A 15,175-nucleotide genomic window follows, 5' to 3' on the forward strand; every position below is an offset into this window, starting at 1 on the left:
AAATTGCCCGTCAGACGGGAGACTCCTTCCCCGCGCATCGCACCTCCTCTCCCTTCTGGCCCAACACCAAAATCCCCCCGCCCACAAAAAAGCCCCGGAAAACCGGGGCTCTGGGCTTGCCCGCAAGCAGGCACTTACGGGCAATATGGCGTGTGACGGTCAATCAGTCGACGAACACGCGGGCGTTGCGGAACAGTCGCATCCAGCCGGAATCCTCCTGCCAGTCGTCCGGGTGCCAGCTGTTGCTGACTGCGCGGGCGACCCGCTCCGGGTGCGGCATCATGATGGTGACGCGGCCGTCCTCGGAACACAGGGAGGTAATACCGTTGGCCGAGCCGTTGGGGTTGGCCGGGTAGGTCTCGGTAATCTGCTGGTTGTTGTTCAGGTAGCGCATGGCGATGGTGCCGGATTTTTCACAGGCTTCCAGTGCCTTCTGGTCGGAAAACTCCACGCGTCCTTCCCCGTGGGCTACCGCTACCGGCATCCAGGAACCGGCCATGCCCTTGAACAGTACAGACGGGGATTCCTCCACGCCCACCAGCGCGAAGCGCGCCTCGTACTGCTCGGACAGGTTGCGCACAAAGCGCGGCCAGTGGTCCGCGCCCGGGATCAGTTCCTTGATCACGGAGAACATCTGGCAGCCGTTACACACGCCCAGGCCGAAGGTGTCCTTGCGGTTGAAGAAGCCTTCGAACTGGTCGCGGGCGCGATCGTTGAACAGGATGGTCTTGGCCCAGCCCTCACCGGCGCCGAGTACGTCACCGTAGGAGAATCCACCACAACCCACCAGGCCCTTGAACTGGTCCAGTTCGACGCGGCCGGCAAGGATATCGCTCATGTGCACGTCGACGGCATTGAAGCCGGCGCGGTGGAATGAGTGCGCCATCTCCACCTGGCTGTTGACGCCCTGCTCACGCAGGATCGCCACTTTCGGACGCACACCTTTCTTGACGTACGGCGCGGCAATATCTTCGTTGATGTCGTAGGTCAGGTTTACCGACAGACCCGGATCCTGCTTCGCGGTTTTGGCGATGGCATCGAATTCCTGCTTGGCGCAGTCTGCATTGTCGCGCAGGGCCTGAATGCGGTAGCTGGTCTCGGACCAGATCTGCTGCAGTTCGGCGCGGGCACGGTTGAAGATTTCCTTGCCGTTACGGGTAATACGCAACTGTTCTTTGTCGTTCAACTCGCCGATCTGATGCGCAGCAACACCAACCGCGGCAAAACGCATCTGCAGCATATCCGCTTCCGCCGCTGGCACCTGCAGCACCGCACCCAGCTCTTCGCTGAACAGTGCGGCGATGGGGTCTTCGCCCAGGTCGAAGATTTCCACATCGATACCCACGCGGCCGGCAAAGCTCATCTCTGCCAGGGTGGCGAACAGGCCGCCGTCGGCGCGGTCGTGATAGGCGATCACCTTGTCTTCGGCGATCAGCTCCTGCATCACCTCGAAGAACCCCTTGAGACGCTTGGCATCGTCCAGGTCCGCGGGCTTGTCCCCCAGCTGGTTGTACACCTGCGCCAGGCAGGAACCACCGAGGCGGTTCTTGCCCGCGCCCAGATCAATCATGAGCAGCTCGCTCTCGCCCTTCTTGGTGCGGCGCAGTTGCGGCGTTGCCACCTTGCGCACGTCGCTCACCGGAGAGAACGCGGAAATCACCAGTGACAGCGGTGCGGTGACCGCCTTGTCGATACCGCCATCGTTCCAGGCGGTGCGCATGGACATGGAGTCCTTGCCCACCGGAATGGTGATACCCAGATCCGGGCACAACTCCATACCCACCGCTTCTACCGTGCGGTACAGCTTTTCTTCCTCGCCCGGGTGGCCCGCGGCACACATCCAGTTGGCGGAAAGCTTGATATCGGACAGCTGTTTGATTGGTGCACAGGCGATGTTGGTGATCGCCTCGCCCACCGCCAACCTACCGGACGCAGGCGCGTCCAGCAGTGCCACCGGGGTGCGCTCGCCCATGGACATGGCTTCACCGGCGGTGCTGTCGTAGGCCACAGTGGTCACGGCGCAGTCCGCCACCGGCACCTGCCAGGGGCCGACCATCTGATCGCGGCTCACCTGACCGGTTACGGTGCGGTCGCCGATGGTAATCAGGAAGTTCTTGCTGGCCACCGTGGGCAGGCGCAACACCCGCTCGGCGGCTTCATTCAGGTCGATCTTGCTGGTATCGAACGCCGTGGTCGCCACCTCGACCTTCTCCGCCTCGCGGTGCATCTTCGGCGGCTTGCCGAACAGCACGGACATGGGCAGGTCCACCGGCTTGGCGTCGAACTGCTTGTCGTTCAGGGTCAGGTGTTTCTCGCTGGTGGCCTCGCCCACCACCGCAAACGGCGCGCGCTCGCGCTCGCAGATGCTCTCGAAGCGCTTGAGGTCTTTCGGCATTACTGCCAGTACGTAGCGCTCCTGGGATTCGTTACACCAGATTTCCAGCGGGCTCATGCCGGGTTCGTCGGAGGGCACATTACGCAGCTCGAAACTGCCGCCGGTGCCGCCGTCTTTCACCAGCTCCGGGAAGGCGTTGGACAGGCCGCCGGCACCCACGTCGTGGATAAAGGCAATGGGGTTGTTGCCGCCCAACTGCCAGCACTGGTCAATGACTTCCTGGCAGCGGCGCTCGATTTCCGGGTTCTGGCGCTGTACCGAGGCGAAATCCAGGTCTTCGGAACTGGAGCCGCTCGCCATACTGGACGCGGCACCGCCGCCGAGGCCGATCAGCATCGCCGGGCCGCCGAGCACGATCAGCTTGGCACCGGGCTGGAATTCCGGCTTTTCCACGTGGTCTTCACGGATATTGCCGTAGCCACCTGCGAGCATGATCGGCTTGTGGTAGCCACGGCGCTCGCCGCCGAAGTCTTCCTCGAAGGTACGGAAATAGCCGCAGATATTGGGTCGGCCGAATTCGTTATTGAACGCAGCCCCGCCGATGGGGCCCTCGATCATGATGTCGAGGGCGGTAACGATGCGCTCGGGCTTGCCGTAGTTCACTTCCCACGGCTGCAGGTAATCGGGGATCTGCAGGTTGGACACGGTGAAGCCGGTCAGCCCCACCTTGGGCTTGGAGCCGCGGCCCACCGCGCCCTCGTCGCGGATCTCGCCGCCGGCACCGGTGCCGGCACCGGAGAATGGTGCAATGGCAGTGGGGTGGTTGTGGGTTTCCACCTTCATCAGCAGGTGGATGGCCTCCTGGCTGAAGCCGTATTCCTTGGTTTCCGGGTCCGGATAGAAGCGGCCCGCTTCGTGACCGACCACCACCGCGGCGTTATCCGCGTAGGCGGAAAGCACATTGTCTCCGCCCTTGCGGTAGGTGTTCTTGATCATGCCGAACAGGGAGTGCGGCATGTCTTCGCCATCGATGGTCCAGCTGGCATTGAAGATCTTGTGACGGCAGTGCTCGGAGTTGGCCTGGGCGAACATCATCAGTTCGACGTCGGTGGGGTTGCGCTCCAGCTCTTCAAAGCTCTTCAGCAGGTAGTCAATCTCGTCTTCCGCCAGGGCCAGGCCCAGGCTGACGTTGGCGGTTTCCAGCGCCTTGCGGCCCCCTTCGAGCACGTCGACCCGGCTCATTGGGCGGGCTTCTTCCACCTGGAACAGCTGTTCCGCCTGCTCGAACTGGGAGTAGACACTCTCTACCATGCGATCGTGCAGCAGCGCCGCCAGGTCGCCCCGTTCAGCTTCGGTTAATTTGGCTCCGGTAATGTAGTAGGCAACACCCCGCTCCAGACGGTGGATCTGGGTCAGGCCGGCGTTGTGCGCAATATCGGTGGCCTTGGAGGACCAGGGCGAGATGGTGCCCGGGCGCGGAACCACCAGTAGCAGCTCGCCTTCCGGCTGGTGCTTCTCTTCAGTGGGCCCGTATTGCAGCAGGCGCTCCAGCAGCGCCTGGTCTTTGTCGCCCAGCTTTTTGCTGTCGGCAAAGTGCACAAACTCGGCGTATACGTCGCCTATGGCAGGCTGCAGCGCGCGAAGTTGGGTGAGGAGTTTTTGATGGCGAAATTTCGACAGTGCGGGAGCACCACGCAGAACTAGCATCGCGGGAGTTGGCCTCTTGTCTGGAATTGAGCGCCTGCGGGCGGAAGCAACCGGCAAAAAGGAGCGCCGCGCAGGAACACCGGGAATCGGAGCGCGCGCATTGTACCTGAAGCACCGCCGCTCCAACACTCTAATAAAGAAGTGCGTCGCGTAAGCGGTGCCAGGTAGCCGTATCGCTGCGAAAGTGGCGCCAAAAGCTACCCCCATACACCTTGAAAGCGGAACCCGAGGGCACCAGCTACTACACTGAACGATGGGCGAAAACAAGCCGATCGATCACAAAGCGGCAAACGCCAAAACACTTCGATTGGTCAGGCGCACCGGGTTTGAGGTAAAATTCCCGCGCTTTTGCCCCGGACTGGCTAAATAATAGACAGCCAACCGGAACAGGACATACAACCGAGGCGCAAAGGATAGCGCCCGTCGCAGTGGAAGCCGCTGCCGGTGAGAACTTACAGCCCCGGATTCCGGGCTGCTCCACCGGCAACTTGCGGACCAATAATGCTAATGAACGGATTCAAGGGGAAAGCCTATGATCATGAAAAGCCGACTGTTGCGCTACAGCCGCCGCCTGGTAAAGGGCGTCGCGCTGGCCTGTTGCGCCTCGCTTTTGGTGGCCAGCAAGGCGCCCAGCACCCTGGAGAAGGTCAAGGCCGCGGGTAAACTGGTGGTTCTGTCCCAGAACGGCCCCACTACCTACTACGAAGATGCCAACGGCCAGTACACCGGCTTCGAATACGGCATGCTCGAGGCGTTCGCCAGCGAGCTCGGGGTCAAGCTGGAAATCCGCGACGTTCACGACCTCTCGCACCTGTACCTGGAGCTGGAAAATCCCGAGTCCGATGCCCACCTGGCTGCAGCGGGCCTCACCGTGACCCCGGAGCGCCGGGCGCGGGTGCGCTTCGCCCCCTCCTACTTTGAAATCCGCCAGCAGGTCATCTACCGCCTCGGCGAAGCGCGCCCGCGTACCATTTCCGACCTGGAAGGCAAGACCGTGGCGGTGATCGCCGGCAGCGCCCACGCGGAGCAGCTGCGCAAGCTGTCCACGCGCCACCCGGAACTGCTGTGGGAAGAGATCTCTGACGTGGATGCCATGGAACTGGTGGAAATGGTCAACCAGGGCAAGTACCACTACGCAGTGGTGGACTCCAACGCCTACGCGGTGCACCGCGGGCTGTATCCCAAGACCTACGTGGCGTTCAACCTGACCCAGTACCAGCCGGTTTCCTGGGCCTTCCCGAAAGGTGACGACGACACCCTGTACCGCGCCGCGCGTAACTTTATGCTGCGCGCCAACACCAGCGGCCTGGTGGCGGAACTGCGCGAACTCTACTTCGGCCACGTGAGCAAAATGAATGCGGGCGGGGCGCAGACCTTTGCCCAGCTGACCCGCGAGCGCCTGCCCCGCTGGAAGGAGGAGATGTCGCGGGTGGCCAAAGAATACGACCTCGACTGGGAACTGCTGGCGGCGCTGAGCTACCAGGAGTCCCACTGGAACCCCCGCGCCAAATCCCCCACCGGGGTGCGCGGCCTGATGATGCTGACCCGCGCCACCGCCCGCGAACTGGGCGTAAACCGCCTGGACCCGATCGAAAGCATCGAGGGCGGCGCGCGCTACTTCGTACAGGCCCGCGACAAGATCCCCGAGCGTATCCGCGAGCCGGATCGCACCTGGATGGCGCTGGCGGCCTACAACATCGGTTACGGTCACCTGGAAGACGCCCGCGTGCTGACCCAGCAACTGGGCGGCAACCCGGACCGCTGGCAGGATGTACGCGAACACCTGCCGCTGCTGGCCAAACGCCAGTACTTCAAGCACCTCAAGCACGGCTACGCCCGCGGCTGGGAACCGGTGACCTACGTGCAGAACATCCGCCACTACCAGGCCCTGCTGACCTGGAACGGCCGCATTGAAGAGCAGCGCATTGCCGCCGCGAATGACCAGCCGGAATCCCTGGCGGATGCCAGTGGCGCAGAGGCCGCCGGGTCCGCTTCCGCACTTTGACGCGGTCTCCACCAGCCCTCAAAAATCCCGGATCACTCCGGGATTTTTTTTGCGCCGTGCAAGTCGCCAAATTCCACCTATGCTTACTGGCAATTCCAAAACATTCTCCAGCAACCCCAGGCAGGCCGCTTATGAGCAGAGATCCCTGTACCCGAAACTTTCTGATCGCCGCGCTGATGTCTGCACTTGTCCTCGGTGGCTGTGGTCGCAAATCGGAAACCCACGATCCGGACAGCGCAGCTCCGCTCGATTCCCCAGCTGGCGAACCCGCCGCGGACGAGCGCAATACGGCCGAGAGCCCCAATTCCGAAGGACAGCTGATTTGTACCGACACCTGGTTCCAGTGGGTGAATGAACAGGTGCAGAGCATTCACAGCGAAGTTATCGCGGAACAGTATCCCAGCGGTTTGCCGGACGTGGGTACGGATGAATGGTTTATGGCGGTGGACAAACTCACCGGCGGCGATGGCGCCCACGGCCCGGACCCCGGCAGCGACGAGTGGTGTTTTATGATGCAGCAGCGCCTGTCCAAAACAGATAGCGGCAACTGATTGACACCGGCAAGCGCCGGTAAACTTCCAGCCTCTGGAGGAGTAATGAAAAAAACCCATTCAATACTCGCCGGACTTGTCGCCGGCACCCTGTGTTCCATCGCAGTCCTGCAGCCGGCCCTCGCGAATGATGAAAAGCCCCCGCCCGGAGCCATGGCCCTGTCAGTGATACTGACCCAGCTGGAACAGCAGGGTTACACCCCGGTTGTGGAGGTATCACTGGACAATGCGCGATGGGAAGTGGAAGCTTACAAGGAAGGGCAGAAGTACCAGCTCGAGGTGGACCCCAACAGTGGAGAAATTGTGGAGGTTCGCAAGGATTCCGACTGACAGGCTCACTCATCTATGCACAAACTGGTTCGGCAACTGACCGACCTGCTCGGCGCGGATCAGGTTCTCACCGATCCCGGACGTACCGAGCATTACCGCAAAGGATTTCGCTCCGGCGGGGGCGACGCCCTTGCGGTGCTATTCCCCCATCACCTGATCGATTTCTGGCGCGCGCTGCAATGCTGTGTGGATGCCGGGACAATCATCATTTTGCAGGCGGCCAATACCGGCCTCACCGAGGGCTCCACCCCCAGCGGCGACGACTACGACCGCGAAGTGGTGATCATCAGTACCCTGCGTATGAACGGCATTCACCTGCTGGACAGTGGCCAGCAGGCAGTCGCCCTGCCCGGCGCCACTCTGCACAGCCTGGAAAAGCTGCTGAAACCTTTGCAGCGCTCGCCGCACTCGGAGATCGGCTCTTCCTGTATCGGCGCTTCCATTGTCGGGGGCATTGCCAACAACTCTGGCGGCGCACTGTGCCAGCGCGGTCCGGCCTATACAGAACTCGCGCTCTATGCGCGGGTCGACGCCACCGGCAAGCTGGAGCTGGTCAACCACCTGGGGATCGACCTGGGGGAAACCCCGGAAGAAATCCTGCACAACCTGGAACAGGGCAACTTCCTGTCCATCGGAGACCTGCCCCGCTCGGACACCGACAGTACACCGCGGATGGCCTCCGACCGGGAGTATGTGGACAGAATCCGCGAGGTCCATGCGGAAACCCCCTCTCGTTTCAATGGCGACCCGCGACGATTGTTCGAGGCCAGTGGCTGTGCGGGAAAAGTAGCGGTGTTTGCGGTGCGCCTCGACACCTTCCCCACCGCGCAGAAAACCCAGACGTTCTATATCGGTAGCAACGACCCCGCGGTATTCGCCCGCCTGCGGCGCGGACTGCTGAGTGAATTGCCGGAGATCCCGGTGCTCGGGGAGTACCTGCACCGGGATATGTTCGATATGGCCGCAAAGTACGGCAAAGACAGTTTCTTTATGATTGAAAAGCTCGGCACCGAATATATGCCGCAGTTTTTCAGCACCAAGGGTCGCATGGACGCCTGGCTGGCGAAACGCCGATTCCTGCCGAGATTTTTGAGCGACCGCCTGTTGCAGTGGCTCGGCCGCCTGTTGCCGCAACACCTGCCGGCACGGATGCGGAAGTTCCGCCAGCAATATGATCATCACCTGATCCTGAAAATGGCGGACACCGGCATCGAGCCAGCCAGAGAATGGTTAAAGGGCTTTTTCGCCAGGCAGGAAAACAGCGGAGATTTCTTCCCGTGCAGCGATCAGGAGGCACGCAAGGCCATGCTGCACCGCTTTGTTTCCGCCGGCGCCGCCATCCGCTACCAGAGTGTTCACCACCGGGAAGTGGGGGAACTGCTGCCGCTGGATATCGCCTTGCGGCGCAACGACCTGGAGTGGCTGGAACAATTACCGCGGGAAATAGACCAGCAGATAGCGCACAAGCTCTACTACGGCCACTTCCTGTGCAACGTGTTTCACCAGGACTACATCCTGAAGAAAGATGCGGACCCCAAGGCCGTCAAGCGCGCGATGCTGGCGCATCTGCAGCAGCGCGGCGCCCGCTATCCTGCGGAACACAATGTGGGTCACCTGTATCAGGCGGCGGATGCGCAGAAGGCATTTTTTGAGGCTCTCGACCCCACCAACACCTTCAATCCCGGAGTGGGCAAACTGAGCAAATTGCACCGCAGTTGCTGCGGCGGACACTGAGGCTACCGCAACAACCACGAGCAGCTGAATATTTTTTTGGAATTCCCCGAACGCCACCCTACCAATGACTGGATAAAGGCAATTTGGGGAATGCCATGCAGTTTGCCAGTGTCACGGCAGGTCTTTTTATACCGGTGAGCGCGCTCTTGTTCTCGATTTCTGTGCTGGCCCAGCAGCCAGGTCCGTTTACCGCGCAGGATTTCCAGTTCTCCGGCCCCGCAAACGCACCCATCCCCCCCGGCCTGTACGGTCCCGATCTGGACGGCGGGCCGGATGAGCTCACCCTCAGCCTGGGGGCGGTGCAGCAGCGCCTGAAACGGCTGGGATTCCACTCGTTCAGCGAACCCCGCTTCCGCAACGGTTACTGGAATATCGCGGCGTTCCACGGCAATAAAAAACGCCTGTTGCGGGTGCACCCCCACACCGGGGTCATCCAGTCGGACCGGCCTTACTGCGGCAACTGCCGCTATCAGATGAGCGAAGAGTTCTGAGGTTCCCCTTCCGCCAGTGCTACCAGTAGCTCACTGAACGCACTGTTGGCGCTGAACGACGCGGACTCTTCCATGGTGTGATAGCCGGTCGTGGGGATTTGCAGGGTAGTGCCCTGCACAAAGCCATTGGAGGCCGCCACGATTCGCCCCAGCTCGGTACTCCCAAGGGACTGTGGTTCCTGCCCCTGGGCTAGGGCAATACTGTTCTGTTCGTCGATATAGGCATCCTTGAAGCTGAACACGGTGCCGTGCCGCAGACACAGCTTTTCCAATCTTGTGGTAGTCCCCCGATTGAACTCCGCATTGGCGTCCCGCCGCCGCAACACCACCTGTTGCTGGTCCGCCGCGCGCCGGTCGGGATACGGGCTGGTATCCACCACAATCAGCTTTTCCGTGCCGCCGTTAAAGCGGCGGAACCACTCCAGCAAGTAGCGCCAGCTACTGCCGGATTCTTCCTGTGCGGTAAAGAACGCGGTCCCTTCAAACCCGATCGAAAACAGGTGCACCAGATGCGCGGCGGTAAGCACGTTGTCCAGCTGCGCACTGAGGATGCCATCCGCTACCCGCAGGCGGTCGGTGAACGCAACCGGGGTGCCGGCTACCAGGTGTTCGAGCCCGTCCACTTCAAAAATGAGGTTGTTGCGGTATTCGCAGACGTAGGCATTTTTGATATGCCCGGCGCCAAGATAGGAGCCGGACCAGGGTTCATAGGCGGTAACCGGCACACCGGTAAAGCGGTCGACGATTTTCGTCATCAGCTTTTCCGATACCGAGTTACCCAGCAGGTCGGAACGGCGCCCGGAGACAAAGGCGGCGTACTGGAATTCGTTGGGGCCGGTGCAGATCAGGCCGTGGCGGTCGATATGTGCGGAAAACATGGCACTGCGCGGCTGTTTGCCCTGGGCCACCAGTAACCCCTCGTACCAGGTGACCTTTGCGCCCCGCTCTTCCAGCTCCCGCTGCAGTACCCGCAGGAATGAATGTTCGGCCCCCACCACACTGGGGCTACGCACCAGCAGTTTAAGCAAGTCGATGAATTGATCAGCCTGTTGCATAAATCTGAAACTCCGCGCAGTACGGGCACAAATAAAGCGGTGGCAGTGTCGCTACCGGGCACAGCCTTGTGAGACACGCCGTGCACCCATCCCTGGGGGCTCTGCACCGCCATCCATGGCGGTGAAGGTCTCACAAGGCTGTACCCGGCAGCGTCACCTTCGCATCCAACTTTTGAAGCATGAAAATTTTCCGCGAGTATATCCACGGAAAACCCGTTGGTACGAATGTTATTTCAGTGTCGTTTGCAGAAAACTGGCAACCCGTTCCGCAGTGGGCTCAAACCAGGGCTGGAACAGCCAGAAGGGGTGCGGGGTGTCGGGGTGGGTCATCACTTCGGTGGCGATACCGGCAGCCCGCAACTTGTCCCGGTACTGGTCGCGCCCGGCGTGAAAGCGCGGGTGGCTGGAATTGATGAACAGGGTTGGCGGTGACTGGTCGCCTGCGTACTCCAGCGGCGATGCCTGGTGCCAGAGATCGGGGACCTCCTGGTAGCGCCCACCGAACCAGGCGCCGGCGGCGGACGGGTTCTTGCGCGGGTCGTTTTCGTGCTTGAGGGCCATCGGCGTGGTAAAACTCACCACCCCATCCAGATTGACGATCGCCTGAATGGACTCTGCATCGCGGTCGGCCTTTTCGCCTTGTTCCACAAAATGCGCCACCCCTGGGGTTACCCCAACCAGTGTCGCCAACTGCGCGCCGGCGGAGGCACCAAGGATGGCAATCCGCGCCGGATCCACACCGTACTCATCGGCATGCCCGCGCAGCCAGCGCACGGCGGCTTTGACATCCTGGACGCCCGCCGGGTAGCGGGCCTCCAGCGACAGCCGATACTCCACCGTGGCAGAGACAAAGCCGCGGTTGGCCAGATAGGTGGCCAGGGGCTCCTGCAGCGTGCGGTTGCCGGATCGCCAGCCGCCGCCATGCACCAGCAGTACCGCCGGCCGGGCGGTATTTTCTGTAGTTTCAGGGGCAAACAGGTCCAGGTGCAGTTGCCGGGCCCCCAGTTCGCGGTAGACCAGGTTTCTCGCAACCGCTACCCCTTGCGCCGGCTCCACCCGGGCAATCTCTATCTGCGGGTACTGCTTGCGGGCTTTGGCGTAGGCCTTTTCCGCGGTAAACGAATCGTCCACCGGAAAGGCTTCTGCCTGAATGACGAACAGTAACAGCGCCAGTGCCGCTGCGGTATATCTGCAAAATATTGACATCTTCTCCCCCTGCCCGGCGTTAATCGCCACTCGCTGCAAACTATATTTAGGGCATCGATCTGGTCGCCCAATTCCACCAGACATCTAATTCCGGACTGACCAATAAGCACCCCAAGCGATGCTAACACAGTGCCTTTTTGAGGAAAAATGAACAAATACAGGCTTTTACGTCACGATTTTTGGTAATACCATTGTGTCTAGATGGCCCTAGATAGAATAAAGACAAGATGGAGGCCCATGATGAGACCGTTACAACTGACCGTCCTGCTGCTCAGCAACCTGGGCATTGTGCTCGTGGTTGCCGCCCTGCTGCCCGGCTGAAACACCTGCCTTTACACGCCAAACTTCCGCTATCTACCACCATGTCGCCAAGCTGTTGCTAGACTGGTGTCGCGCAGCGTCTCATCCTCGATGAACTGGCGGAAAAACTATGTCCCTTACCGATCGTCGCCTGCTGCTGGAACTGGGTGCCGTTCTTGTTATCAAGTTAATTCTGATCATCCTGCTCAAGATTTTCTTTTTCAGTCCCGATACTGAGAACATCGAGCCGGTAACTTCGCGCTTTCTGCATACGGAAACCTCGCCCCAACCCCTCGATCACACAGACAAGGAGCGCTAAGTGATTGATGAAGCCGTTGTCGACCTGTCCCGACTGCAATTTGCCCTCACCGCCCTCTACCACTTCCTGTTCGTTCCGCTGACACTGGGTCTGTCGTTTATCCTGGCGATCATGGAGTCCTGCTACGTCATGTCCGGGAAGACCATCTATCGGGACATGACCAAGTTCTGGGGCAAGCTGTTCGGTATCAACTTTGCCCTCGGGGTGACCACCGGCATCACCATGGAATTCCAGTTCGGCACAAACTGGAGTTACTACTCCCATTATGTCGGAGACATCTTCGGCGTGCCGCTGGCCATCGAGGGCATGATGGCGTTTTTCCTCGAGTCGACATTTATCGGACTGTTCTTCTTTGGCTGGGATCGCATGGGCAAGGTGCAACACCTTGTGTGTACCTGGCTGGTGGCCATCGGTTCCAACCTCTCGGCGCTGTGGATCCTGATTGCCAACGGCTGGATGCAGTACCCGATCGGCGCTGAATTCAACTACGACACCATGCGGATGGAACTGGCGAGCTTTGCGGACGTCCTCTTCAATCCGGTCGCCCAGGTGAAATTCGTACACACGGTAGCTGCGGGCTATGTCACCGGGGCCATGTTCGTACTCAGTGTGTCGTCTTATTACCTGCTGAAGAGGCGGGATATCCCCTTCGCCCGCCGCTCCTTCGCCATCGCTTCCAGTTTCGGCCTCGCGTCCATCCTGTCGGTGATCGTGCTCGGGGATGAAAGCGGTTACACCGTGGGCGATGTACAGAAAGTGAAACTGGCGGCGGTGGAGGCAGAGTGGGAAACACAGAAACCGCCAGCGTCCTTCACCCTGATCGCCTTTCCCGATCAGGAACAGAAAAAAAACCGCTTTGAAGTGAAGATCCCCTGGATGCTGGGCCTGATCGCCACCCGCTCCCTGGATGAAGAGGTGGTCGGATTCGACCGCATCATCCCCGACAATGAAAAGCGTATCCGCCGGGGTATCGAGGCCTATACCCTGCTGGAAAAACTGCGCAGCGGCGACACCAGCCAGGAAACCAAAAATGCCTTTTCCGATTTGCAGTACGACCTGGGCTACGGCCTTCTGCTAAAGCGCTACACGGAAAATATCACCGATGCCACTGACGAGCAGATCCGGCTCGCAGCGGAAAACTCGATTCCCAGGGTCGCCCCCCTGTTCTGGACCTTCCGCATCATGGTCGGCGCCGGCTTCATCATGCTGCTGGTGTTTATTGCCGCATTTATCCAGTCCGCCCGCCACCGCAGTTCCAGCCACCGCGGGATTCTTTACGCCTGCCTGTGGTCGCTGCCCCTGCCGTGGATCGCCGCCGAGTGTGGCTGGATCGTGGCGGAGTACGGGCGCCAGCCATGGTCCATCGCGGAAGTACTGCCCACCTACATGTCCGCATCCTCGATCAGCCGCGGCGAGGTGATCGGCAGCCTGACCGCGATCATCGCTTTTTACACCGCGCTGGCGATTGTCGAAGTCTATCTGATGCTGCGTTTTACCCGCCTCGGTCCATCGAGCCTGGGCACCGGTAAATATCACTTCGAGCTGACAGATAGCCCACGAGCGCAAGCGTAAGGAGCTCCCCGATGGATTACGAAACACTCAAGCTGATCTGGTGGGCGCTGATCGGGGTATTGCTGATCGGGTTTGCGATCACCGACGGCTTCGATATGGGCGTGGGCATGCTGCTGCGTGTCATCGGCAAGTCCGACATGGACCGGCGGGTGATGATCAATTCCATTGGCCCCCACTGGGAGGGCAACCAGGTGTGGTTTGTCACCGCCGGCGGGGCGATTTTCGCCGCCTGGCCGATGGTGTATGCCGCCGCTTTCTCGGGCCTGTATGTGGCACTGATCATCACTCTCTGCGCGATGTTTTTCCGCCCGGTAGGATTCGATTACCGGTCGAAAATTGACGACCCGCGCTGGCGAAACGCCTGGGACTGGGGGCTCACCATTGGCGGGCTGGTGCCGGCGCTGATCTTTGGCGTGGCCTTCGGCAACCTGTTTCTGGGGCTGCCGTTTGAACTGGATCCCCTGCTGCGCGCGAGCTACCACGGCTCTTTCTGGGGCCTGCTGCACCCCTTCGCGCTGCTGAGTGGACTGCTATCTGTGTCGATGCTGGCAATGCAGGGAGGCGCCTGGCTGCAGATGAAAACCCAGGGCCTGGTACTGATGCGCGCACAGTCCGTCACCCAGGTTACCGCCGCCGCGGTGATCGTGCTGTTTGTACTCGCGGGTATCTGGTTGCTGCTCGGCATCGACGGTATGCATATCGTGGATATGAAACCTGCCGGCGACAAACTCAATCCGCTGATGAAAACCGTGGCCTATGGCAACGGTGGCTGGCAGGCAAACTATCAGCAAATGCCATTGCTGTGGCTTATCCCAATACTGGCCATCGTAATGGCGGGCCTTACCCTGCTGCTGAGCCGCGCGGAAAGTGTTCTGGTTTTCATCACCAGCTCCCTGTGCGTGGCCTGTGTCATTCTCACCGCTGGCATTGCGCTGTTTCCCTTTGTGTTGCCCTCATCCCGGGATCCGAACATGAGCCTGACCATGTGGGATGCCACCTCCAGCGAACTGACCCTGGGGTTGATGTTTGCCGCCGCGGTGGTGTTTGTGCCCATCATCCTGCTCTACACCATCTGGTGTTACCGCAAGATGTTTGGCCGGGTGAGCAAGGAATATATCGAGGAAAACTCACACAGCAGTTACTGAGGAGATCAATCTATGTGGTATTTCGCCTGGATACTCGGCGTGCTGCTGGCCTGCGCCTTTGCCATCGTCAATGCGCTGTGGCTGGAAGTGACGGAAGACATGGACCGGCGGCAAGTGGAGTTCGAAGAGTGAGCGCACTGCCCGAAACTACACAACCGAACCACTCCGAGCGGCCCATGAAAGCCCTGAGACTCACCACCTTCATTATTTCGCTGATTACCGCGCTGGGCGTTACCTTCTGGCCACTGCTGTTGTATCGCGACGGCGCTGCGCCGTCACTGGCGCAGACCAGCCTGCTGCTGGCCGGCCTGTGTATCGGGGTGGTGTACGGGTCGGGCATTCTGAGCCGCACTCCGCGCAACCTGCAACTTGCCTGCGCAATACTGGCGTGGGCATCATTGCTGGTGATCGGCTGGCTTGCCCTG

General features: G+C 60.6%; 13 protein-coding genes. 10 read left to right on the top strand and 3 right to left on the bottom strand.

The genetic code is table 11. The features are described 5' to 3' along the window. Positions 1 to 163 precede the first annotated feature (163 nt). Positions 164 to 4,042: a phosphoribosylformylglycinamidine synthase gene (gene purL, locus QZ511_RS05320; protein ID WP_295800049.1), complete on the bottom strand. Its 3,879-nt coding sequence runs from the start codon at positions 4,040 to 4,042 to the stop codon at positions 164 to 166. Between the two features lie 532 nt (positions 4,043 to 4,574). Between purL and mltF the strand changes: the two genes are divergently transcribed. The 5 genes from mltF to QZ511_RS05345 all read left to right on the top strand — a co-directional run bounded on the left by mltF (position 4,575) and on the right by QZ511_RS05345 (position 9,153). Next, positions 4,575 to 6,047, top strand: a complete 1,473-nt coding sequence (mltF, locus tag QZ511_RS05325) for a membrane-bound lytic murein transglycosylase MltF (protein WP_295800054.1) — start codon at positions 4,575 to 4,577, stop codon at positions 6,045 to 6,047. Positions 6,048 to 6,178: 131 nt separating this feature from the next. Next, positions 6,179 to 6,598 (top strand): hypothetical protein, encoded by a 420-nt coding sequence (locus QZ511_RS05330; RefSeq protein ID WP_295800056.1) that lies wholly within the window; start codon positions 6,179 to 6,181, stop codon positions 6,596 to 6,598. A 45-nt stretch (positions 6,599 to 6,643) separates the two neighbouring features. Beyond that, the gene (locus QZ511_RS05335; protein WP_295800059.1) at positions 6,644 to 6,928 is read left to right on the top strand and encodes a PepSY domain-containing protein; all 285 of its coding nucleotides are present in this window, start codon (positions 6,644 to 6,646) and stop codon (positions 6,926 to 6,928) included. A gap of 15 nt (positions 6,929 to 6,943) precedes the next feature. After that, positions 6,944 to 8,662 carry a D-lactate dehydrogenase gene (gene dld, locus QZ511_RS05340; protein ID WP_295800062.1) on the top strand — a complete coding sequence of 573 codons (1,719 nt, stop codon included), beginning with the start codon at positions 6,944 to 6,946 and terminating at the stop codon, positions 8,660 to 8,662. Positions 8,663 to 8,808: 146 nt separating this feature from the next. After that, complete coding sequence (locus QZ511_RS05345; RefSeq protein ID WP_295800066.1) at positions 8,809 to 9,153, top strand: hypothetical protein; 345 nt, start codon at positions 8,809 to 8,811, stop codon at positions 9,151 to 9,153. On the opposite strand, the gene QZ511_RS05350 is transcribed toward QZ511_RS05345, so the two are convergent. Both QZ511_RS05350 and QZ511_RS05355 read right to left on the bottom strand, forming a co-directional pair. Beyond that, on the bottom strand, positions 9,132 to 10,208 hold the full coding sequence (locus tag QZ511_RS05350; RefSeq protein WP_295800070.1) for a peptidase M42: 1,077 nt from the start codon (positions 10,206 to 10,208) through the stop codon (positions 9,132 to 9,134). The two genes, QZ511_RS05345 and QZ511_RS05350, sit on opposite strands and share 22 nt — an antisense overlap. A gap of 228 nt (positions 10,209 to 10,436) precedes the next feature. After that, positions 10,437 to 11,414: an alpha/beta hydrolase gene (locus tag QZ511_RS05355; RefSeq protein ID WP_295800073.1), complete on the bottom strand. Its 978-nt coding sequence runs from the start codon at positions 11,412 to 11,414 to the stop codon at positions 10,437 to 10,439. A 430-nt stretch (positions 11,415 to 11,844) separates the two neighbouring features. Between QZ511_RS05355 and cydP the strand changes: the two genes are divergently transcribed. The 5 genes from cydP to QZ511_RS05380 all read left to right on the top strand — a co-directional run. Beyond that, positions 11,845 to 12,033 carry a cytochrome oxidase putative small subunit CydP gene (cydP, locus tag QZ511_RS05360; RefSeq protein ID WP_295800078.1) on the top strand — a complete coding sequence of 63 codons (189 nt, stop codon included), beginning with the start codon at positions 11,845 to 11,847 and terminating at the stop codon, positions 12,031 to 12,033. Further along, positions 12,034 to 13,605, top strand: coding sequence for a cytochrome ubiquinol oxidase subunit I (locus tag QZ511_RS05365; protein WP_295800081.1), 1,572 nt, complete (start codon positions 12,034 to 12,036; stop codon positions 13,603 to 13,605). An 11-nt stretch (positions 13,606 to 13,616) separates the two neighbouring features. Next, entirely contained in the window at positions 13,617 to 14,750 is a 1,134-nt protein-coding gene (gene cydB, locus QZ511_RS05370) for a cytochrome d ubiquinol oxidase subunit II (RefSeq protein ID WP_295800083.1), read from the top strand. Between the two features lie 12 nt (positions 14,751 to 14,762). Beyond that, a complete protein-coding gene (gene cydX, locus QZ511_RS05375; protein WP_295800086.1) occupies positions 14,763 to 14,882 on the top strand; it encodes a cytochrome bd-I oxidase subunit CydX in 120 nt (39 codons plus the stop codon). Positions 14,883 to 14,926: 44 nt separating this feature from the next. Next, positions 14,927 to 15,175 (top strand): hypothetical protein (locus tag QZ511_RS05380; protein WP_295800090.1); only part of this gene is annotated, 249 nt, incomplete at its 3' end.

The sequence above is a fragment of the uncultured Microbulbifer sp. genome, from assembly GCF_913055755.1.
GTDB lineage: Bacteria > Pseudomonadota > Gammaproteobacteria > Pseudomonadales > Cellvibrionaceae > Microbulbifer.

Coding starts and splice junctions, on each gene's coding strand:
- purL (WP_295800049.1), bottom strand. CDS start 4,042: ATGCTAGTTCTGCGTGGTGCTCCCGCACTGTCGAAATTTCGCCATCAA.
- mltF (WP_295800054.1), top strand. CDS start 4,575: ATGATCATGAAAAGCCGACTGTTGCGCTACAGCCGCCGCCTGGTAAAG.
- QZ511_RS05330 (WP_295800056.1), top strand. CDS start 6,179: ATGAGCAGAGATCCCTGTACCCGAAACTTTCTGATCGCCGCGCTGATG.
- QZ511_RS05335 (WP_295800059.1), top strand. CDS start 6,644: ATGAAAAAAACCCATTCAATACTCGCCGGACTTGTCGCCGGCACCCTG.
- dld (WP_295800062.1), top strand. CDS start 6,944: ATGCACAAACTGGTTCGGCAACTGACCGACCTGCTCGGCGCGGATCAG.
- QZ511_RS05350 (WP_295800070.1), bottom strand. CDS start 10,208: ATGCAACAGGCTGATCAATTCATCGACTTGCTTAAACTGCTGGTGCGT.
- QZ511_RS05355 (WP_295800073.1), bottom strand. CDS start 11,414: ATGTCAATATTTTGCAGATATACCGCAGCGGCACTGGCGCTGTTACTG.
- cydP (WP_295800078.1), top strand. CDS start 11,845: ATGTCCCTTACCGATCGTCGCCTGCTGCTGGAACTGGGTGCCGTTCTT.
- cydB (WP_295800083.1), top strand. CDS start 13,617: ATGGATTACGAAACACTCAAGCTGATCTGGTGGGCGCTGATCGGGGTA.
- cydX (WP_295800086.1), top strand. CDS start 14,763: ATGTGGTATTTCGCCTGGATACTCGGCGTGCTGCTGGCCTGCGCCTTT.